31 protein-coding genes are annotated in these 17,969 nt (G+C 68.5%); 1 reads left to right on the top strand and 30 read right to left on the bottom strand.

Translation table 11 applies throughout. The features are described from left to right. Window positions 1-136: 136 nt before the first annotated feature. The 19 genes from rplQ to rplN all read right to left on the bottom strand — a co-directional run bounded on the left by rplQ (window position 137) and on the right by rplN (window position 10,841). On the bottom strand, window positions 137-679 hold the full coding sequence (rplQ, locus tag M3B01_RS12105) for a 50S ribosomal protein L17 (RefSeq protein ID WP_259792413.1): 543 nt from the start codon (window positions 677-679) through the stop codon (window positions 137-139). A 27-nt stretch (window positions 680-706) separates the two neighbouring features. Continuing rightward, a complete protein-coding gene (locus M3B01_RS12110) occupies window positions 707-1,702 on the bottom strand; it encodes a DNA-directed RNA polymerase subunit alpha (RefSeq protein WP_193864454.1) in 996 nt (331 codons plus the stop codon). Window positions 1,703-1,860: 158 nt separating this feature from the next. Beyond that, complete coding sequence (gene rpsK / locus M3B01_RS12115) at window positions 1,861-2,265, bottom strand: 30S ribosomal protein S11 (RefSeq protein ID WP_193864453.1); 405 nt, start codon at window positions 2,263-2,265, stop codon at window positions 1,861-1,863. A 113-nt stretch (window positions 2,266-2,378) separates the two neighbouring features. Then, window positions 2,379-2,753, bottom strand: a complete 375-nt coding sequence (rpsM, locus tag M3B01_RS12120) for a 30S ribosomal protein S13 (protein WP_193864452.1) — start codon at window positions 2,751-2,753, stop codon at window positions 2,379-2,381. 208 nt (window positions 2,754-2,961) lie between these two features. After that, a complete protein-coding gene (gene rpmJ, locus M3B01_RS12125; RefSeq protein WP_010532506.1) occupies window positions 2,962-3,075 on the bottom strand; it encodes a 50S ribosomal protein L36 in 114 nt (37 codons plus the stop codon). Window positions 3,076-3,097: 22 nt separating this feature from the next. Further along, on the bottom strand, window positions 3,098-3,319 hold the full coding sequence (gene infA, locus M3B01_RS12130; RefSeq protein ID WP_010532507.1) for a translation initiation factor IF-1: 222 nt from the start codon (window positions 3,317-3,319) through the stop codon (window positions 3,098-3,100). Between the two features lie 265 nt (window positions 3,320-3,584). After that, window positions 3,585-4,427 (bottom strand): type I methionyl aminopeptidase, encoded by an 843-nt coding sequence (map, locus tag M3B01_RS12135; protein ID WP_259792417.1) that lies wholly within the window; start codon window positions 4,425-4,427, stop codon window positions 3,585-3,587. Continuing rightward, window positions 4,424-5,044, bottom strand: a complete 621-nt coding sequence (locus M3B01_RS12140; protein ID WP_259792418.1) for an adenylate kinase — start codon at window positions 5,042-5,044, stop codon at window positions 4,424-4,426. Before M3B01_RS12140 ends, map begins: the two co-directional genes overlap by 4 nt. Beyond that, window positions 5,041-6,345 carry a preprotein translocase subunit SecY gene (gene secY / locus M3B01_RS12145; RefSeq protein WP_259792420.1) on the bottom strand — a complete coding sequence of 435 codons (1,305 nt, stop codon included), beginning with the start codon at window positions 6,343-6,345 and terminating at the stop codon, window positions 5,041-5,043. The genes M3B01_RS12140 and secY overlap by 4 nt, the downstream gene beginning before the upstream one ends. A gap of 164 nt (window positions 6,346-6,509) precedes the next feature. Beyond that, window positions 6,510-6,986, bottom strand: a complete 477-nt coding sequence (gene rplO / locus M3B01_RS12150; RefSeq protein WP_259792422.1) for a 50S ribosomal protein L15 — start codon at window positions 6,984-6,986, stop codon at window positions 6,510-6,512. A 2-nt stretch (window positions 6,987-6,988) separates the two neighbouring features. Then, on the bottom strand, window positions 6,989-7,171 hold the full coding sequence (rpmD, locus tag M3B01_RS12155) for a 50S ribosomal protein L30 (RefSeq protein ID WP_311199662.1): 183 nt from the start codon (window positions 7,169-7,171) through the stop codon (window positions 6,989-6,991). Beyond that, window positions 7,168-7,878, bottom strand: coding sequence for a 30S ribosomal protein S5 (gene rpsE / locus M3B01_RS12160; RefSeq protein WP_193864447.1), 711 nt, complete (start codon window positions 7,876-7,878; stop codon window positions 7,168-7,170). The genes rpmD and rpsE overlap by 4 nt, the downstream gene beginning before the upstream one ends. 37 nt (window positions 7,879-7,915) lie before the next feature. Beyond that, window positions 7,916-8,302 carry a 50S ribosomal protein L18 gene (gene rplR, locus M3B01_RS12165; protein WP_193864446.1) on the bottom strand — a complete coding sequence of 129 codons (387 nt, stop codon included), beginning with the start codon at window positions 8,300-8,302 and terminating at the stop codon, window positions 7,916-7,918. Window positions 8,303-8,304: 2 nt separating this feature from the next. Continuing rightward, window positions 8,305-8,847: a 50S ribosomal protein L6 gene (gene rplF, locus M3B01_RS12170; RefSeq protein ID WP_193864445.1), complete on the bottom strand. Its 543-nt coding sequence runs from the start codon at window positions 8,845-8,847 to the stop codon at window positions 8,305-8,307. A gap of 19 nt (window positions 8,848-8,866) precedes the next feature. Continuing rightward, window positions 8,867-9,265 (bottom strand): 30S ribosomal protein S8, encoded by a 399-nt coding sequence (gene rpsH, locus M3B01_RS12175; RefSeq protein WP_193864444.1) that lies wholly within the window; start codon window positions 9,263-9,265, stop codon window positions 8,867-8,869. A 63-nt stretch (window positions 9,266-9,328) separates the two neighbouring features. Beyond that, on the bottom strand, window positions 9,329-9,514 hold the full coding sequence (locus M3B01_RS12180) for a type Z 30S ribosomal protein S14 (RefSeq protein ID WP_010550318.1): 186 nt from the start codon (window positions 9,512-9,514) through the stop codon (window positions 9,329-9,331). A 1-nt stretch (window position 9,515) separates the two neighbouring features. Continuing rightward, window positions 9,516-10,085: a 50S ribosomal protein L5 gene (gene rplE, locus M3B01_RS12185; protein ID WP_193864443.1), complete on the bottom strand. Its 570-nt coding sequence runs from the start codon at window positions 10,083-10,085 to the stop codon at window positions 9,516-9,518. After that, window positions 10,085-10,471: a 50S ribosomal protein L24 gene (gene rplX, locus M3B01_RS12190; RefSeq protein ID WP_228018422.1), complete on the bottom strand. Its 387-nt coding sequence runs from the start codon at window positions 10,469-10,471 to the stop codon at window positions 10,085-10,087. The genes rplE and rplX overlap by 1 nt, the downstream gene beginning before the upstream one ends. 1 nt (window position 10,472) lies before the next feature. Beyond that, the gene (rplN, locus tag M3B01_RS12195) at window positions 10,473-10,841 is read right to left on the bottom strand and encodes a 50S ribosomal protein L14 (RefSeq protein ID WP_017824531.1); all 369 of its coding nucleotides are present in this window, start codon (window positions 10,839-10,841) and stop codon (window positions 10,473-10,475) included. Window positions 10,842-11,275: 434 nt separating this feature from the next. On the opposite strand from rplN, the gene M3B01_RS12200 reads away from it, so the two are divergent. Further along, window positions 11,276-11,719, top strand: a complete 444-nt coding sequence (locus M3B01_RS12200) for a hypothetical protein (RefSeq protein WP_259792424.1) — start codon at window positions 11,276-11,278, stop codon at window positions 11,717-11,719. 100 nt (window positions 11,720-11,819) lie between these two features. On the opposite strand, the gene rpsQ is transcribed toward M3B01_RS12200, so the two are convergent. The 11 genes from rpsQ to rpsJ are packed head-to-tail and all read right to left on the bottom strand — an operon-like array spanning window position 11,820 to window position 17,553. Further along, window positions 11,820-12,155, bottom strand: coding sequence for a 30S ribosomal protein S17 (rpsQ, locus tag M3B01_RS12205; protein WP_259792427.1), 336 nt, complete (start codon window positions 12,153-12,155; stop codon window positions 11,820-11,822). A gap of 22 nt (window positions 12,156-12,177) precedes the next feature. Continuing rightward, complete coding sequence (gene rpmC / locus M3B01_RS12210; protein WP_193864440.1) at window positions 12,178-12,411, bottom strand: 50S ribosomal protein L29; 234 nt, start codon at window positions 12,409-12,411, stop codon at window positions 12,178-12,180. Next, a complete protein-coding gene (rplP, locus tag M3B01_RS12215; protein ID WP_193864439.1) occupies window positions 12,411-12,830 on the bottom strand; it encodes a 50S ribosomal protein L16 in 420 nt (139 codons plus the stop codon). The genes rpmC and rplP overlap by 1 nt, the downstream gene beginning before the upstream one ends. Before the next feature lie 5 nt (window positions 12,831-12,835). Continuing rightward, window positions 12,836-13,669, bottom strand: coding sequence for a 30S ribosomal protein S3 (rpsC, locus tag M3B01_RS12220; RefSeq protein WP_259792430.1), 834 nt, complete (start codon window positions 13,667-13,669; stop codon window positions 12,836-12,838). Window positions 13,670-13,678: 9 nt separating this feature from the next. Then, a complete protein-coding gene (rplV, locus tag M3B01_RS12225; RefSeq protein WP_259792432.1) occupies window positions 13,679-14,032 on the bottom strand; it encodes a 50S ribosomal protein L22 in 354 nt (117 codons plus the stop codon). A 52-nt stretch (window positions 14,033-14,084) separates the two neighbouring features. After that, a complete protein-coding gene (rpsS, locus tag M3B01_RS12230; protein ID WP_193864436.1) occupies window positions 14,085-14,366 on the bottom strand; it encodes a 30S ribosomal protein S19 in 282 nt (93 codons plus the stop codon). Between the two features lie 18 nt (window positions 14,367-14,384). Further along, entirely contained in the window at window positions 14,385-15,221 is an 837-nt protein-coding gene (gene rplB, locus M3B01_RS12235; protein WP_193864435.1) for a 50S ribosomal protein L2, read from the bottom strand. Window positions 15,222-15,267: 46 nt separating this feature from the next. Continuing rightward, window positions 15,268-15,570, bottom strand: a complete 303-nt coding sequence (rplW, locus tag M3B01_RS12240; protein WP_193864434.1) for a 50S ribosomal protein L23 — start codon at window positions 15,568-15,570, stop codon at window positions 15,268-15,270. Then, on the bottom strand, window positions 15,567-16,547 hold the full coding sequence (rplD, locus tag M3B01_RS12245) for a 50S ribosomal protein L4 (protein WP_193864433.1): 981 nt from the start codon (window positions 16,545-16,547) through the stop codon (window positions 15,567-15,569). Before rplD ends, rplW begins: the two co-directional genes overlap by 4 nt. A 5-nt stretch (window positions 16,548-16,552) precedes the next feature. Then, the gene (rplC, locus tag M3B01_RS12250; RefSeq protein WP_193864432.1) at window positions 16,553-17,233 is read right to left on the bottom strand and encodes a 50S ribosomal protein L3; all 681 of its coding nucleotides are present in this window, start codon (window positions 17,231-17,233) and stop codon (window positions 16,553-16,555) included. A gap of 11 nt (window positions 17,234-17,244) precedes the next feature. Further along, window positions 17,245-17,553, bottom strand: a complete 309-nt coding sequence (gene rpsJ, locus M3B01_RS12255) for a 30S ribosomal protein S10 (protein WP_010550334.1) — start codon at window positions 17,551-17,553, stop codon at window positions 17,245-17,247. Between the last annotated feature and the right edge of the window lie 416 nt (window positions 17,554-17,969).

Below are 17,969 nucleotides of genomic sequence, written 5' to 3' on the forward strand. Positions count from 1 at the left end.
CTGCGGCAGGCCGGAGGTGCCGCGCACGTGCGCCTGGGCCCGGTGGCCGGCCGGCCCCCCCCCCCCCCCGGCGCAGCCCGCCGGGGGGGCCGCGGGGACCCCCCCGGCGCCCCCCCCTCCTCGGTGCGGTCCTGGCTCAGGCCTTGGACTCGTCCTCGGACTTGTCCGCGAGATCGGCGTCGACGATCTCCTCGGAGCCCTCGGCCGGATCCTGCGCGGCGGACTCGTCGATGACGGTCTCCTCAGCGGCGGTGTCCTCGGCCCTGGCGGCGTTCTTGGCGGCGCCCTCGGCCTCCTTCACCACGGCCTGCTTGGGCGAGTATGCCTCCTGGACCAGCTCGATCACGGCCATGGGAGCGTTGTCGCCCTTGCGCGGCGCGATCTTGGTGATGCGGGTGTAGCCACCGGGACGCTCGGCGAAGGTCGGGGCGATCTCCTCGAACAGGGTGTACACCACGCCCTTGTCGCGGATGGTGCGCATCACGCGGCGGCGAGCGGGAAGGTCGCCCTTCTTGGCGAAGGTCACCAGGCGCTCGGCCACCGGGCGCAGCCGCTTGGCACGCGACTCGGTGGTGGTGATGGCCTTGTGGCGGAACAGCTCGGTGGCGAGGTTGGCGAGGATCATCCGCTCGTGCGCGGGCGAACCTCCGAGGCGCGCTCCCTTGGTGGGTGCAGGCATGGTCGTTCTCCTAGAAAAAGATGAGGGTCAGTACTGGTCGCCGAAGTCGTCGGAGTAGGAGTCCAGAGCCGACGGGTCGAACCCGGCCGGGGAGTCCTTCAGCGACAGGCCGAGCTCGGCCAGCTTCGCCTTGACCTCGTCGATGGACTTCTGCCCGAAGTTGCGGATGTCGAGCAGGTCGGCCTCGGAGCGAGCGGTCAGCTCGCCGACCGTGTGCACGCCCTCGCGCATGAGGCAGTTGTAAGACCGCACCGTCAGGTTGAGGTCGTTGATCGGCAGCGCGAGGTCGGCAGCGATCGCCTGATCAGTGGGCGAGGGGCCGATCTCGATGCCCTCCGCCTCCTGGTTCAGCTCGTGGGCCAGACCGAACAGCTCCACCAGGGTCTTGCCGGCCGAAGCCACGGCATCGCGCGGGGAGATGGCGGGCTTGGTCTCGACGTCGACGATCAGACGGTCGAAGTCGGTGCGCTGCTCGACACGGGTGGCCTCGACCTTGTAGGTCACCTTGAGCACCGGCGAGTAGATCGAGTCGATCGGCACGCGGCCGATCTCGCCGTCCGCCGACTTGTTCTGCGAGGCGGAGACGTAGCCGCGACCGCGCTCGACGATCAGCTCGATCTCCAGGCGGCCCTTGTCGTTCAGGGTCGCGATGTGCAGCTCGGGGTTGTGGATCTCCACGCCGGCGGGCGGGGTGATGTCGGCGGCGGTCACGCTGCCCTCACCCTCCTTGCGCAGGTACATCACCACGGGCTCGTCGTTCTCCGAGGAGACCACGAGGTTCTTGATGTTAAGGATGATCTCGGTGACGTCCTCCTTGACCCCGGGGACGGTGCTGAACTCGTGCAGCACGCCGTCGATGCGGATCGAGGTGACCGCAGCACCGGGGATGGAGGACAGCAAGGTGCGACGCAGGGAGTTACCCAGCGTGTACCCGAAGCCGGGCTCGAGCGGCTCGATCACGAACCGGGAGCGATTGTCCGACACGACCTCTTCGGTCAGCGTGGGGCGCTGTGCAATGAGCACTGTGAGTCCTTTCGGCGAGCGTCCGCCATATGACGCTCAGAAGGGGGCGAGGGGCGAGGTGAGTGGTCCAGGTGCGGCGACGGGCGGTCTCGCCGCCGGCGCCAGGGGGGTGACGCTCCGTCGGGCGGGGGCAGGACGGCCCGCCGCGAGAAGGAGCCTCAGACGCGGCGGCGCTTCGGCGGGCGGGTGCCGTTGTGCGGCTGCGGGGTGACGTCCTGGATGGACCCGACCTCGAGACCGGTCGCGGTGAGCGAGCGGATCGCGGTCTCACGGCCGGAGCCGGGGCCCTTCACGAACACGTCGACCTTCTTCAGGCCGTGCTCCTGCGCCCGGCGCGCAGCGGCCTCGGCGGCCATCTGCGCGGCGTACGGGGTGGACTTGCGCGAGCCCTTGAAGCCGACCTGGCCGGCGGAGGCCCACGAGATCACGGCACCGGTGGGGTCGGTGATCGAGACGATCGTGTTGTTGAAGGTGCTCTTGATGTGAGCCTGGCCGTTGACGACGTTCTTCTTGTCCTTGCGACGCGGCTTGCGCGACGCGGTCTGGCGGGTCTTGGTTGCCATGAGGCGGAACTCCTCAGTTCAGGTGATCGGTGCGCCGGATCCCTCGGCGGCGCGAAGTGACTGCAGGTGTCGGTGGGGGCGGGACACGCTGTGCCCAGGGCAGGTGCCCTGGATCAGCGGGCCTTCTTCTTGCCGGCGACGGTGCGCTTGGGGCCCTTGCGAGTACGGGCGTTGGTCTTGGTGCGCTGACCGCGCACCGGCAGGCCGCGGCGGTGGCGCAGGCCCTCGTAGCTGCCGATCTCGACCTTGCGGCGGATGTCGGCGGCCACCTCGCGGCGCAGATCGCCCTCGATCCGGTAGTTCGCCTCGATGTGGTCGCGGAGCTTGACGAGCTCGTCGTCGCTCAGCTCCCGCACTCGCTTGTCGCCGGAGACGCCGGTCGCGGCCAGGGTCTCCTGGGCGCGGGTGCGGCCCACGCCGAAGATGTACGTCAGGGCGACCTCGAGGCGCTTCTCGCGCGGGAGGTCGACTCCAACCAGACGTGCCATGTGCAGTTCTCTCCTACTGTTCCGGAGGCCTGATCCGACACCTCGCAGGGGTTCTGCCCCCGGCGCCGCAGCCTCCGTCTGCGGGTGGCCGGCCGTGGCCGGTGGTGTCGACTCTTCTGTTGTGTGTGCCCGGTGTCCCGGGCGTGCCGCTCAGGGCTGCCGCATCGCGGCTGTCACGGCAGGGGCCGGGGCGAACGGATCGCCCCGCTCAGCCCTGGCGCTGCTTGTGACGGGGGTTCGAGCAGATGACCATGACGCGCGAATGGCGACGGATCACTTTGCAGTTGTCACAGATCGGCTTGACGCTCGGCTTGACCTTCATAGCTTCCTTCTCCCGGGACGATTCACTTGTAGCGGTAGACGATGCGGCCCCGGTCGAGGTCGTAGGGGCTCAGCTCGACGACCACACGGTCCTCGGGAAGGATGCGGATGTAGTGCTGGCGCATCTTCCCGGAGATGTGCGCGAGCACCTTGTGCCCGTTGTCGAGCTCGACGCGGAAGCGCGCGTTCGCGAGCGCTTCCGTGACCGTGCCCTCGACCTCGATCACGCCGTCCTTCTTGGCCATGCCTCCCCAATCTCTCGCACCGCTGTCACGGTGACCGAGTTCCGCATTCCTGGAACGCACACCTCGGACCCGCGCGGCGAGTACGGTGGTCTGCGATGGTGAGCCCGTCTGCGGCACACGAGCGCGGGTGCCCGCGACCGGGGTCTCCAGGGCGCTGCACATCGTCTGCAGCCGCGCTTCGCGTGCGCTCATCACGGAGCACACCCGATCGACCAGCCTACACGGTGCCTGCGGGATGAGCGAGGGGTGCCGAGGATGACCCCGGTCACGCGAGCAGGGGATCCGGTGCGGTGGTGATGCCGCGAGCGGCGAGCTCCTCGCGCCCGCCGTCGGCAGCGGTCAGCACCAGGATGCCGTGCTCGGTGACCGCGACGGAGTGCTCCCAGTGGGCGGCGCGGCCTCCCCCGGTGGCGCGCACGGTCCAGTCGTCGTCCTCGAGCTGCCAGTCGCCGGGGCCCTGGATCAGCATCGGCTCGATGGCCAGGCACATGCCCGGGCGCACCTTCGGTCCGCGGGAGCGGGTGCGGTAGTTCATCACCTCCGGCGGCTGGTGCATCGCGGAGCCGATGCCGTGGCCGCCGAAGTCCTCGAGGTGGGAGAGGGCATCCCCCGCCACCGCATTCACGAAGTCCTCGATCGCGGCGCCGATGTCCCCCACCCGATCGGCGGTGGCCAGAGCCGCGATGCCGACCCACAGGGCTTCGCGGGTGATCCGCACCAGGTCCTCGTCGGCCTGTCGGCGCGGGGCGCCCACGATGTGGGTGCGGGCCGCATCGGAGTGCCAGCCCTCGATGATCAGACCGGCGTCTATGGAGACCACGTCGCCCTGCTCGAGCACCTGGTCGCCGGGGATGCCGTGCACCACCACGTCGTTGAGGCTGATGCACAGCGAGGCCGGGAAGCCGTGGTAGCCCAGGAAGTTGGGCGTGGCGCCGTGCTCGCGGATCATCGTCTCGGCGCGGGCGTCCAGCTCACCGGTGGTGATCCCGGGGCGGATCGCCTCCTGCAGCATGTCGTGCACCTGCGACAGCAGCATCCCGCTGCGCCGCATCACGGCGATCTGCTCGGGTGTCTTCAGCTCCACCCGCTCCCGGCGCAGCATGCTCATCGGGAGGCGGGCGCTCCCAGGACGTCCAGCAGGGAGGCGGTGACCTCGTCGATCGAGGCCATGCCGTCCACGCGACGCACCAGGCCACGCTGCTCGTACACGTCGATCAGCGGGGCGGTCTGCTCGGCGTAGACCTCGAGGCGACGGCGGATGGTCTCCTCGGTGTCGTCGCTGCGGCCCTGCTCGGCCCCACGCGCCACCAGGCGCTCGACCACCGCGTCGTTGTCCACCTCGAGCAGCAGCACCGCGTCGAGTGAGGCACCGAGATCGGTGAGCACGGCATCGAGGGCATCGACCTGGGACAGGGTGCGGGGGTAGCCGTCCAGCAGGAACCCGCCGGTGGCGTCGTCCTCGGCCAGTCGCGAGCGCACCATGTCGTTGGTGACCGAGTCCGGCACGTACTCGCCCTTGTCCATGTAGGACTTCGCCAGCACGCCCAGCGCCGTCTGCCCGGAGACGTTGGCGCGGAAGATGTCGCCGGTGGAGATCGCGGGGATGTCGAGCGCCTCGGCGATGCGGGCGGCCTGGGTGCCCTTGCCCGCGCCGGGCGGGCCGACGATCAGCAGCCGGCGCGCAGCCGGGGCGTCGACGTGGGAGGACTGTGCGGGGGTGGTCACCGGAGGATCCCTTCATAGTGGTGCTGCTGGAGCTTCGCGTCGATCTGCTTCACGGTGTCCAGACCCACGCCGATCATGATCAGCACGGACACGCCGCCCAGCGGGAAGTCCTGCGAGGTGCCCAGGTAGACCATGGCGATCAGCGGCATCAGCGAGATCAGGGCGAGGTAGATGGCACCGGGGGTCTGGATCCGGTTGATCACGTAGGTGAGGAAGCGCTCGGTGGGCTTGCCGGCGCGCACGTTGGGGATGAAGCCGCCGTACTTCTTCATGTTGTCGGCGATCTCCTCCGCGTTGAAGGTGATCGACACGTAGAAGAACGCGAAGAAGATGATCAGCGAGACGTACACCAGGGCGTAGACCCACGAGAAGGAGAAGCCCATCACCAGGTGCTCGTTGATCCACTGCACCCAGGCGGCGTTCGGGTCGCCGAAGGACGTGGCCATCTGCGGCAGGGCCAGGATGGAGGAGGCGAAGATGACGGGGATGACGCCGGCCTGATTGACCTTGATCGGGATGTAGGTCGAGGTGCCGCCGTACATGCGGCGGCCCACCATCCGCTTGGCGTACTGCACGGGGATGCGGCGCTGGGACTGCTCCACGAAGACGATGGCGATCATGACCACCAGCGCGACCAGGATGACCAGGGTGAAGGTCATCCAGCCCTGGGTCTGGAAGATGGTGCCCATCGCGGCGGGGAACGAGGCCGCGATCGAGGTGAAGATCAACAGCGACATGCCGTTGCCGATGCCGCGCTCGGTGATCATCTCGCCCATCCACATGATCAGCACGGTGCCCACCGTCATGGTCAGCACCATCAGCAGCAGGGTGGGGACGGACTGGTCCGGCACCAGCTCCAGGGCGCAACCCACGAAGAAGTTCCCGGAGCGCACCAGGGTGATGATGGTCGTGGCCTGCAGCACGGCCAGGCCGATCGTGAGGTAGCGCGTGTACTGGGTGAGCTTGGCGGTGCCTGCCTGGCCCTCCTTGTGCAGGGCCTCGAAGCGCGGGATCACCACGCGCAGCAGCTGCACGATGATGGAGGCGGTGATGTACGGCATCACCCCCAGCGAGAAGATCGACAGCTGCATCAGCGCGCCGCCGGAGAACATGTTGACCATGCCCATCACGCCGGCGCCCTGACCCGTCATCGCCTGGTCGGCGCAGATCATCACGTTGGTGTACTCGAACCCCGGCGTGGGGACGAACACCCCGAGCCGGTAGATCGCGATCAGGCCGAGGGTGAAGAAGATCTTCGCCCTCAGCTCGGGGGTGCGCAGTGCGCGCACGAACGAGTTCACCAGATTCCTCCTGGAGGTCCGGGGACGCGGACCATCGGTCACGCCCGTCCTCTGCCTTGCGTGCGCCGGCGGCGCCCGGTGGCGTGCGGACCGGCCCCGACGAAACAGGGACGGGGCACCGCGGCACAGGCTATTCTGCGCCACGGTGCCCCGTCAAAAGAGACTCACGCGGTGGTGACGGACCCACCCGCCGCGGTGATCTTCTGCTCCGCCGAGGCGGAGAACTTCTGTGCGGTGACGTCGAGCTTGACGCTCACATCACCGGTGCCCAGCACCTTGACGGGCTGGTTCTTGCGCACAGCGCCCTTGGCGACAAGGTCCTCGACCGTGACAACGCCGCCCTCGGGGAACAGCTCCTGCAGGGTCGCCAGGTTCACGACCTGGTACTCGACGCGGAAGGGGTTGGTGAAGCCGCGCAGCTTCGGCAGGCGCATGTGCAGCGGCATCTGGCCGCCCTCGAAGCGAGCTGGCACCTGGTAGCGGGCCTTGGTGCCCTTGGTGCCACGACCTGCGGTCTTGCCCTTGGATGCCTCACCACGACCCACGCGGGTGCGCGCGGTCTTGGCACCGGGCGCCGGGCGCAGGTCGTGCAGCTTGAGCAGGCTCTGCTCGGTGCTGTCGGCCTTGTTGTTCTCAGTCATTGTCAGTCCACCTCTTCGACCGTCACCAGGTGAGTGACGGCGCGGATCATGCCGCGGATCTCGGGGCGGTCCTCCTTCACCACGGTGTCACCGATGCGCTTGAGGCCGAGGCCGCGCAGGGTGGACCGCTGGGACTTGGTACCGCCGATGTCGGAACGGACCTGGGTCACCTTCAGCTGCATCACGCACCCACCTTCTCGGCGCGGGCCGCGGCGCGACCCTCTGCCTGAGCGCGCAGCAGGGCGGCCGGGGCGACCTCCTCGACGGACAGGCCGCGACGAGCGGCCACCGCCTCGGGCTCCTCGAGCTGCTTCAGGGCATCGACGGTGGCCCGCACGATGTTGATGGCGTTGGTCGAGCCGAGCGACTTGGACAGCACGTCCTGGACGCCCGCGCACTCGAGGACGGCGCGGACGGGGCCGCCCGCGATCACGCCGGTACCGGGAGCGGCGGGGCGCAGCAGGACGATGCCCGCGGCGTCCTCACCCTGGACCGGGTGCACGACGGTGCCCTGGATGCGGGGAACGCGGAAGAAGTTCTTCTTCGCCTCCTCGACACCCTTGGAGATCGCCGCCGGCACCTCCTTGGCCTTGCCGTAGCCGACACCGACGGTGCCGTCGCCGTCACCCACGACCACCAGGGCCGTGAAGGAGAAGCGCCGGCCGCCCTTGACGACCTTGGAGACGCGGTTGATGCTCACCACGCGCTCGAGGAACGCCGACTTCTCGGCGTCCTGGCCGCGACCGCGGCCCTCACCGCGGCGACCGCCGCGATCGTCGCGGCGTCCGCCGCGCTGGTTGCGGTCCTCGGAGCCGGACTCCGGTCCGGTCCCGGTGTTCCCGCCCCGTCGGCCGGAGGCCGCGGGACCGTTGCTTCGCTGCTGTGCAGCCATGTTCAGATCCTCTTCTCGTCCTGTGTCCGGGGGGCGATCACAGCGCCAGGCCGGCCTCGCGGGCACCGTCGGCGACGGCGGCCACACGGCCGTGGTACTTGTTCCCGCCGCGGTCGAACACGACGGACTCGATGCCCGCTGCCTTCGCCCGCTCGGCGATCAGGGCGCCGACGGTGCGGGCCTTGTCCGACTTGGTGGCGGTGGTGCCGCGCAGATCGGCCTCCATGGTGGAGGCCGACGCCAGGGTGCGGCCCAGGGAGTCGTCGACCACCTGGACGAACACGTGGCGCTGCGAGCGGGTGACGACCAGGCGGGGACGCTCGGCCGTGCCCACGACGCGGCGACGCACGCGCAGGTGGCGGCGACCGCGGTAGCGCAGCTTGCTGCCACGCGCGCCCTTGGTGTGCTTGAGTGCGTAACCCATGATCACTTACCAGCCTTTCCGGCCTTGCGCAGCACGACCTCGTCCGCGTAGCGCACGCCCTTGCCCTTGTAGGGCTCGGGCTTGCGAATCTTGCGGATGTTCGCGGCGACCTCGCCCACCTGCTGCTTGCTGATGCCGCTGACCGAGAACTTGGTCGGCGACTCGACGGCGAAGGTGATGCCCTCGGGGGCCTTCACCACCACGGGGTGGGAGAAGCCGAGCGCGAACTCCAGGTCCGTGCCCTTCGCGGTCACGCGGTAACCGGTGCCCACGATCTCCAGCTTCTTGGTGAAGCCCTCGGTCACGCCGAGGACCATGTTGTTGATCAGAGTGCGGGTCAGGCCGTGCAGGGCCTTGTTCTCGCGCTCGTCGTCGGGGCGGCTCACCACGATGCTGCCGTCCTCGCCGCGCTCAGCGGTGATGGGGGCAGGGATCTCGTGCTGCAGCTCGCCCTTGGGGCCGGTCACGGTGACCAGGTTCCCCTCGATGCTCACGTTCTTGACAGAGGCCGGCACTGCGACCGGCAGGCGTCCGATGCGGGACATTGTGGTTCTCCTCCCCCGCTCACCAGATGTAGGCGAGGACTTCCCCACCCACACCCTTCTTGGCAGCCTGCTTGTCGGTCAGCAGACCGGAGGACGTGGACAGGATCGCCACGCCCAGGCCTCCCAGGACCTTGGGCAGGTTGGTGGACTTCGCGTACACGCGCAGACCCGGCTTCGAGATACGACGCACACCGGAGATGGCGCGCTCACGGCTGTCGGAGTACTTGAGCACGAGGATCAGGTTCTTGCCCACCTCGGCGTCTTCCTCACGCCAGTCGACGATGTATCCCTCGGACTTCAGGATGTCGGCGATACGGCTCTTCAACTTCGAATACGGCATGGACACGGTCTCGTGGTACGCCCCGGAGGCGTTACGGATCCGCGTCAGCATGTCCGCGATCGGGTCGGTCATGGTCATGTCGTCTGCTTCTTCCTCACCTGGTTTCCTCCGGCAGTGCCGAAGGACCTATGGCGATAGTGCTTACCAGCTGCTCTTCGTGACACCGGGCAGCTCGCCGCGGTGGGCCATCTCCCGAAGGCACACACGGCACAGCCCGAACTTGCGGTACACGGAGTGCGGACGCCCGCAGCGCTGGCACCGGGTGTAGGCGCGCACCGCGAACTTCGGCTTGCGCTCCGACTTCTTGATCAGGGCGGTCTTGGCCATATCAGTTCTCCTTGAAGGGGAAGCCGAGCAGCTTGAGCAGCGCGCGTCCCTCGTCGTCGGTCTTCGCGGTGGTGACGACCGTGATGTCCATGCCGCGGACGCGGTCGATCTTGTCCTGGTCGATCTCGTGGAACATGACCTGCTCGGTGAGACCGAAGGTGTAGTTGCCGTTGCCGTCGAAGTGCTTCGGGGACAGACCGCGGAAGTCACGGATACGGGGCAGGGCAGTGGACAGCAGGCGGTCCAGGAACTCCCACATGCGATCGCCGCGCAGGGTGACGTGCGCGCCGATCGGCATGCCCTCACGCAGCTTGAACTGCGCGATGGACTTGCGAGCCTTGGTGACCTGCGGCTTCTGGCCGGTGATGGCGGCCAGGTCCTTGATGGCGCCGTCGATGACCTTGGAGTCGCGAGCGGCGTCGCCGACGCCCATGTTCACGACGATCTTGGTCAGGCCCGGCACCAGCATCACGTTCTGGTAGCCGAACTGCTCGGTGAGCTGGCCCTTGATGGTCTCGCGGTACTGGGTCTTCAGGCGCGGGGTGGGCGCCTGGGTGGAAGTCTCGGTCATCAGATGTCCTTCCCGGAGCGCTTGGAGTACCGCACGCGGGTCTGCTTGGTGCGGCCGTTCTCCAGCTCGATGGTCTCGACGCGGAAGCCGACCTTGGTGGGCTTGTTGTCCTCCGGGTCGACCAGCGCCACGTTGGAGACGTGGATGGGGGCCTCGCGCTGCTCGATACCGCCCGCACCGCCGGCCTGCGTGGGACGCAGGTGGTGGGTGCGACGGTTGACGCCCTCGACCAGCACGCGCTGGCTCTCGGGGAACACCTGCAGGACGCGGCCCTGCTTGCCCTTGTCGCCGGCCTTGAGACCACGCTCGGCGGCCTTGTCGGCATCGCTGGTGCGACCGGTGATGACCTGGACCAGGTCACCCTTCTTGATCTTCATCTTTGCCATGTCACAGCACCTCCGGCGCCAGCGAGATGATCTTCATGAACCGCTTGTCGCGCAGCTCGCGACCGACGGGCCCGAAGATGCGGGTACCGCGGGGCTCGCCGTCGGTCTTGAGGATCACCGCGGCGTTCTCGTCGAAACGGATGTAGGAGCCGTCGCTGCGGCGACGCTCCTTGGTGGTACGCACGACGACCGCCTTGACGACGTCGCCCTTCTTCACATTGCCACCGGGGATGGCGTCCTTGACGGTGGCCACGATGGTGTCGCCGATGCCGGCGTAACGGCGACCGGAGCCACCGAGAACGCGGATGCAGAGGATCTCCTTGGCACCCGTGTTGTCGGCGACCTTGAGTCGCGACTCCTGCTGAATCACTCCGTACTCCTGTCGTCTCGCCGGTTCTCGCTCCCCCGCACTGCGGAAGCGCCGAGCCTGGCGGAACGGATGGTGGACCGCTGCCCGCCGAGCCCCGAGAGGGGGTTCGTCGGCGCGGAGGGCGGGCATCAAAAAACCCTCCGTCGGACTCGGGCACATGCTCCGCGGGCCTCCGGATGAATCCGGCCGATCCGCGGGACGGTGCGAGGTCTCCGTCGGGGGATGGACGCTGCCGTCCGCAGCCTCCTCGCTCCAGCCCGGACTCACCCGGACGGCAGCGCGGAAGCGCAACCCGACAAGCATACGGGGTCCGCCCCTCCCCGCGGAAGACCGGAGCCCGGCCGATCCCCTGTGTCCTTGCGCACGCAGCCGCCGGTCCGCGCCCGACGCGTACGCTGACGGTGCCACATCCGCTCAGAGAAGAGGTCAGGCCTGTGATCGACATCGACATCGCCCGGCGGCTGCGTGATGCAGGGTTGGAGTGGGAGCCTGCGGACGGCGACTGGTTCGTGGTGGACAACGAGCTGCTGCGGCAGGAGCCGTTCATGCTGTCCTCGATGGTGATCGAGCGCGGCATCAGCCGTCACGGGCAGAGCGTGTTCCGCTTCAACGGCACCACCGAATGGGCGCTGGACTCCGTGGAGCAGTACGAGGCGGTGTGGATCCCGCGCGAGGGCCAGCTGCGCGACGCCCTCGGTGACGCGTTCCGGGAGCTGCGCCGCGAGACGACCGTCGACGGCGAGGTGTACGTCGTGCAGCTCGATGGGAGCAGGCAGCCCGCTGAGGTCGGCGGTTCTGATTCGCAGCGCGAGGTGCGTGCCCCCAGCGCGGAGGACGCCTACGCCGGGGCCCTCCTGGTGCTGCTGACTCACAGCTGAGGCCGGCCGGCGAGACAGCGCTGGGGCATGCGGAAGGGCCGGCCTCCCTGGGGAGACCGGCCCTTCTCAGGTCCCGGGTACGGTCACGAGGACCGTCCGATCACTTGGCCCGCTCGATGACCTCGACCAGGCGCCACCGCTTGGTGGCGCTCAGCGGCCTGGTCTCCATGATGAGGACGCGATCGCCGATGCCGGCGGTGTTCTCCTCGTCATGGGCCTTGAACTTGTTTGTCTTGGTCATGACCTTGCCGTAGAGGGCGTGCTTCACGCGCTCCTCGACCTCGACCACGATGGTCTTGTCCATCTTGTCGGAGGTGACGTAGCCGCGCAGGGTCTTGCGGTACGGACGCTCGTGGGACGATGCGTGCGCACCCTCCTTGGCGAGCTCCTCCTGCTCGACGGTGGTCTCCTCGACCTGGGAGTCGTTCTTGTTCATCTCTCAGTTCCTCGCTTCGCGGTCACTCGGCGGCGCCGGGCGCCTGACGGATGCCCAGCTCGCGCTCGCGCAGGATCGTGTAGATCCGTGCGATGTCCTTCTTGACGGACCGCAGGCGGCCGGAGCTCTCCAGCTGGCCGGTCGCGGACTGGAAGCGGAGCTTGAACAGCTCGTCCTTGGCCTTCGCCAGCTCCTCGGCCAGCTTGGCGTCGTCCAGCTTGTCGAGTGCATCGGCGGTGAGCTTGGTCGCTGCCATCAGATGTCACCACCCTCTCGGCTCAGGATGCGGCACTTCATGGGGAGCTTGTGCATCGCCAGGCGCAGGGCCTCACGTGCAACGTCCTCGGGGACACCGGCGACCTCGAACATGACGCGGCCCGGCTTGATGTTGGCGACCCACCACTCCACCGAGCCCTTGCCGGAGCCCATGCGGACCTCGGCAGGCTTCTTGGTGAGCGGTCGATCGGGGTAGATGTTGATGAACACCTTGCCGCCACGCTTCATGTAGCGGGTCATGGCGATACGTGCCGCCTCGATCTGACGGTTGGTGACGTAGGCCGGCGCGAGCGCCTGGATGCCGTAGTCGCCGAACGCCAGATCGGTGCCGCCCTTGGCCATGCCGCTGCGGGTGGGGTGGTGCTGCTTGCGATGCTTGGTCCTGCGGGGGATCAGCATGTCGCTCAGGCCTCCGTTCCGGACTGCTGTGCAGGCGCCTGCTCGCCGGCGGCCGGGGCAGAGGCCGCGGCCTGCTGCTCCCCACCTTCACGACGGGCGGCGTTGCGCTCGTTGCGACGTCCGCGCGGACGCTCGGCACGCGGGCCGCGGCCGCCGGAGCGGGGACCCTGCGAGGCGGCCTGCTGGGCCGCGAGCTCCTTGGCGGTGACGTCGCCCTTGTAGATCCACACCTTCACGCCGATGCGGCCGAAGGCGGTGCGGGCCTCGTAGAAGCCGTAGTCGATGTTCGCCCGCAGGGTGTGCAGAGGCACGCGTCCCTCGCGGTAGAACTCGCTGCGGCTCATCTCGGCGCCGCCCAGGCGGCCGGAGACGGCCACGCGGATGCCCTTGGCGCCGGCGCGCTGCGCGGACTGCATGCCCTTGCGCATCGCACGACGGAAGGACACACGGGCGGCGAGCTGCTCGGCGATGCCCTGGGCGACCAGCTGCGCATCGGCCTCGGGGTTCTTGACCTCGAGGATGTTCAGCTGGATCTGCTTGCCGGTGAGCTTCTCCAGCTCACCGCGCAGACGCTCGGCCTCCGCGCCGCGACGCCCGATGACGATGCCCGGGCGGGCGGTGTGGAGGTCGACGCGGACACGATCGCGGGTGCGCTCGATCTCGACCTTGGAGATGCCGGCACGCTCGAGCCCCTCGGACATGAGCTTGCGGATCGCGACGTCTTCCTTCACGTAGTCGCGGTACCGCTGCCCCTCCTTGGTGGAGTCGGCGAACCACCGGCTGCTGTGCTCCGTGGTGATCCCGAGTCGGAACCCGTTCGGATTGACCTTCTGGCCCACTGGGACTCCTTACTTCTTCACGGGAGCGACAACCACGGTGACGTGGCTGGTGCGCTTCTTGATCTGGAAGGCGCGACCCTGAGCACGCGGCTGGAACCGCTTCATGGTCGGACCCTCGTCGACATAGGCGGCGGAGACCACCAGGTCGCGCTCGTCGAAGCGCTCCCCGGACTGATCCGCCTTGACCCGGGCGTTGGCGATCGCGGACTCCACGAGCTTGAGGACGGGCTCGCTGGCGGCCTGCGGGGCGAACCGCAGGGTGTCCAGGGCCTCGGCCGTGCTCTTGCCACGAATCAGGTCCACAACGCGGCGAGCCTTCATGGGCGATATGCGGAGATGCCGCACCTGCGCCTTGGCTTCCATTGCTGTCCTGCTTTCTTCTGGATGTCGGGGCGTGCTGCCTGGCTGACCTGGGTCAGCGGCGGCGGCCCTTGCGGTCGTCCTTCTCGTGGCCCTTGAAAGTCCGCGTGGGAGCGAACTCGCCGAGCTTGTGGCCGACCATCGACTCGGTGATGAACACCGTGACGTGCTTGCGGCCGTCATGCACTGCGAAGGTGTGGCCGAGGAAGTCCGGCGTGATGACCGAACGACGCGACCAGGTCTTGATGACGTTCTTGGTGCCCTTCTCGTTCTGGGCGTCCACCTTCTTCTGCAGGTGGTCGTCGACGAACGGGCCCTTGGCGATACTGCGAGGCATGTCCTGTGGTTCTCCCTATCAGCGCTTCTTGCCGGTCCGACGACGGCGCACGATGAGCTTGTCGCTCTCCTTGCCCGGTCGACGGGTGCGGCCCTCGGGCTGACCCCAGGGCGACACCGGGTGGCGACCGCCGGAGGTACGGCCCTCGCCACCACCGTGCGGGTGATCGACCGGGTTCATGACGACGCCGCGCACGTGCGGGCGCTTGCCCTTCCAGCGCATGCGGCCGGCCTTGCCCCAGTTGATGTTGGACTGCTCCGCGTTGCCGACCTCACCGATGGTGGCGCGGCAGCGGGCATCCACGTTGCGGATCTCGCCGGAGGGCATGCGTAGCTGCGCGTACGGGCCCTCCTTGGCGACGACCTGCACCGACGAACCCGCGGAGCGGGCAATCTTGGCGCCGCCACCGGGACGCAGCTCGATGGCGTGCACCACGGTGCCCAGCGGGATGTTGCGCAGCGGCAGGTTGTTGCCGGGCTTGATGTCGGCGCCGGGACCGTTCTCGATCCAGTCGCCCTGACGCAGCTTCGCCGGGGCCAGGATGTAGCGCTTCTCGCCGTCGGTGTAGTGCAGCAGCGCGATGCGGGCGGTGCGGTTCGGGTCGTACTCGATGTGGGCGACCTTCGCGTTGATGCCGTCCTTGTCGGCACGACGGAAGTCGATCACACGGTAGGCCCGCTTGTGGCCGCCGCCGCGGTGACGCGAGGTGATCCGGCCGTTGCTGTTGCGGCCGCCGGTCTTGGACAGCGGACGCACCAGGGACTTCTCCGGCGTGTCGCGGGTGATTTCGACGAAGTCGGCGACGCTCGAGCCGCGACGGCCCGGCGTGGTCGGCTTGTGCTTGCGAATTGCCATGGTGGCTTTCCCTCAGACTCTCTTCGGCTCCTCGGTGACCGGTCGCTCAGGCGACCGATCCTCCGAAGATGTCGATGGCTCCGTCGGTCAGGGTGACGATGGCGCGCTTGGTGTCCTTGCGCTTGCCGGTGCCGAAGCGCGTGCGCCGCGACTTGCCCTGCCGGTTGATGGTGTTCACCGAGGCGACCTTGACGTCGAAGACGGTCTCGACGGCGATCTTGATCTCGGTCTTGTTGGCGCGGGCGTCCACCAGGAAGGTGTACTTGCCCTCGTCCATCAGCCCGTAGCTCTTCTCGGAGACCACCGGGGCCAGCAGGACGTCGCGGGGATCCTTGTTCAGCGAGGTCACTTCGAGTCCTCCTCGGCATCAGTGGAGTCCGTGGACGGCTTGGCGTTGACGAACCCGGCGGCCTCGGCGGCCTCCTCGCTCGCGAACCAGACCTCGGCCTTGGTGCGGTCGTACCACGGGGATTCCACGGTGTGGAACTTCATCGAACCCGCGTTGCCCTTGATGGTGAAGCCCTCGGGGGCGGAGCCGTCGGCCAGAGCGGCCGCGGATCCCTCACCGTAAGGGGCGTCGGCCGGTGCGTCGGCAGCCGGCTCGGGAGCGGGGGCCTCGGCGTCGATGGACGCCTCGGCGACGGCGGCGGCCGCGGCCCGCTTCTCGGCGAACGACGAGGTGGGCAGCGACAGGGTCGCCATGGCCACGAAGTCCTCCAGGGCACCGGCGGTGAACACGACGTCGTCGCTGCGCATGACGTCGTAGGTGTTCAGCTGGTCCGCGTACAGGACGTGGGCGATGGGCAGGTTGCGCGAGCTCAGCGCGCCGAGGTCGTCGTCGCGACGCACGACCACCAGCAGGTGGCGACGATCCGAGACGAGGCCCAGGGTGCTGCGCACGGCCTTGGTCGAGGGGACCTCGCCCTCCAGGAGGGCGGAGACCACGTGGACGCGGCCGTTGCGGGCGCGATCGGAGAGGGCACCGCGCAGAGCGGCGGCCTTCATCTTCTTGGGCGTGCGCTGCGAGTAGTCGCGCGGGACGGGTCCGTGGACCACGCCGCCGCCGGCGAACTGCGGCGCGCGGATCGAGCCCTGACGGGCGCGGCCGGTGCCCTTCTGCTTCCACGGCTTCTTGCCGCCACCGGCGACCTCACCGCGGGTCTTGGTCTTGTGGGTGCCCTGACGAGCGGCCGCCTGCTGGGCGACGACCACCTGGTGGATCAGGGGGACGTTGGTCTGCACGTCGAAGATCGACGCGGGCAGCTCGACGGTGCCGGTCTTCTTGCCGGCCGGGTCGAGGACGTCGACGGTCAGGTTCTCTGCCATCGGGCTCAGGCCTCCTTCGCGGGGCTCTTGGCAGCCGAGCGGACCAGCACGATGCCGCCCTTGGGGCCGGGGACGGCACCCTTGACGAGCACGAGGCCCTTCTCGGCGTCGACCGCGTGAACGGTCAGGTTCTGGACACTGGTGCGGGCGCCGCCCATGCGGCCGGCCATGCGCTGGCCCTTGAACACGCGACCAGGGGTGGAGGCGCCGCCGATCGAACCCGGCTTGCGGTGGTTGCGGTGGGCACCGTGGGAGGCGCTCACACCGGCGAAGCCGTGACGCTTCATGACGCCCGCATGGCCCTTGCCCTTGGAGGTGCCGACCACGTCGACCTTCTGGCCGGCCTCGAAGATCGAGGCGTCGATCTCCTGGCCGACGGTGAAGTCAGCGGCATCGGTGGTGCGCAGCTCCACGAGGTGGCGGCGCGGGGTCACGCCTGCCTTCTCGAAGTGGCCCCGGAGGGGCTTGGAGACCTTGCGCGGATCGATCTGCCCGTAGGCGATCTGCACGGCGTCGTACCCGTCGGTCTCGACGGACCGCACCTGGGTGACGACATTGGAGCCCGTCTGCACGACGGTCACGGGGACGAGCTTTCCGTTCTCGTCCCAGACCTGGGTCATGCCGAGCTTGGTGCCGAGCACGCCGGACACGGCGCGGGCACGCTGTCCCGTCAGTTCGTTGCTCATTTCGACCTGCCTCAGAGCTTGATCTCGATGTTGACGTCCGCCGGCAGATCGAGGCGCATCAGCGAGTCCACGGCCTTGGGCGTGGGATCGACGATGTCGATCAGCCGCTTGTGCGTGCGCATCTCGAAGTGCTCACGGGAGTCCTTGTACTTGTGCGGCGACCGGATCACGACGAACACGTTCTTCTCGGTCGGCAGCGGCACCGGGCCCACGACCGTCGCACCCGCGGAGGTCACCGTGTCGACGATCTTGCGCGCCGAGCTGTCGATCACCTCGTGGTCGTACGACTTGAGCCGGATGCGGATCTTCTGTCCCGCCATGGCGTCCTGTCTCTTTTCTTCCGTCTGGCATTGATGCGGCCTCCCCCGGTACCCGAGGACGGGCGTGTCGGCCTCCGCGGGGCGGTCAAGCCCAGCCTGCGGCCGCCGAGTTCCGGCTGCGTCTGCGTCTGTTTCCCTCGTGCGATGCGCGGTCGGTGCAGGGAGCATCGTTCGCATCCTCGGGACGGACCTCATCCGGTGATCATTCGCCGCCAGGCCCGCGAGCATCACGCTGTGGTGAAGGGTCGGGAGTCGTGCGGAGAACGGAACCGGGCATGTCGGCCCGCGCAGACAACTCGAACAGTCTGCCAGAGCGGTACGTCTCCTCACAAGGGCGGGCCGGGTGCGGCCCATCACACCGGACGTGCCCGGAGGCATCGAGCACCCATCCCGGCGCTCAGCAGAAGCGCACCGCT

This window comes from Brachybacterium sp. p3-SID957, from assembly GCF_025144775.1.
Classification (GTDB): Bacteria; Actinomycetota; Actinomycetes; order Actinomycetales; family Dermabacteraceae; genus Brachybacterium; species Brachybacterium epidermidis.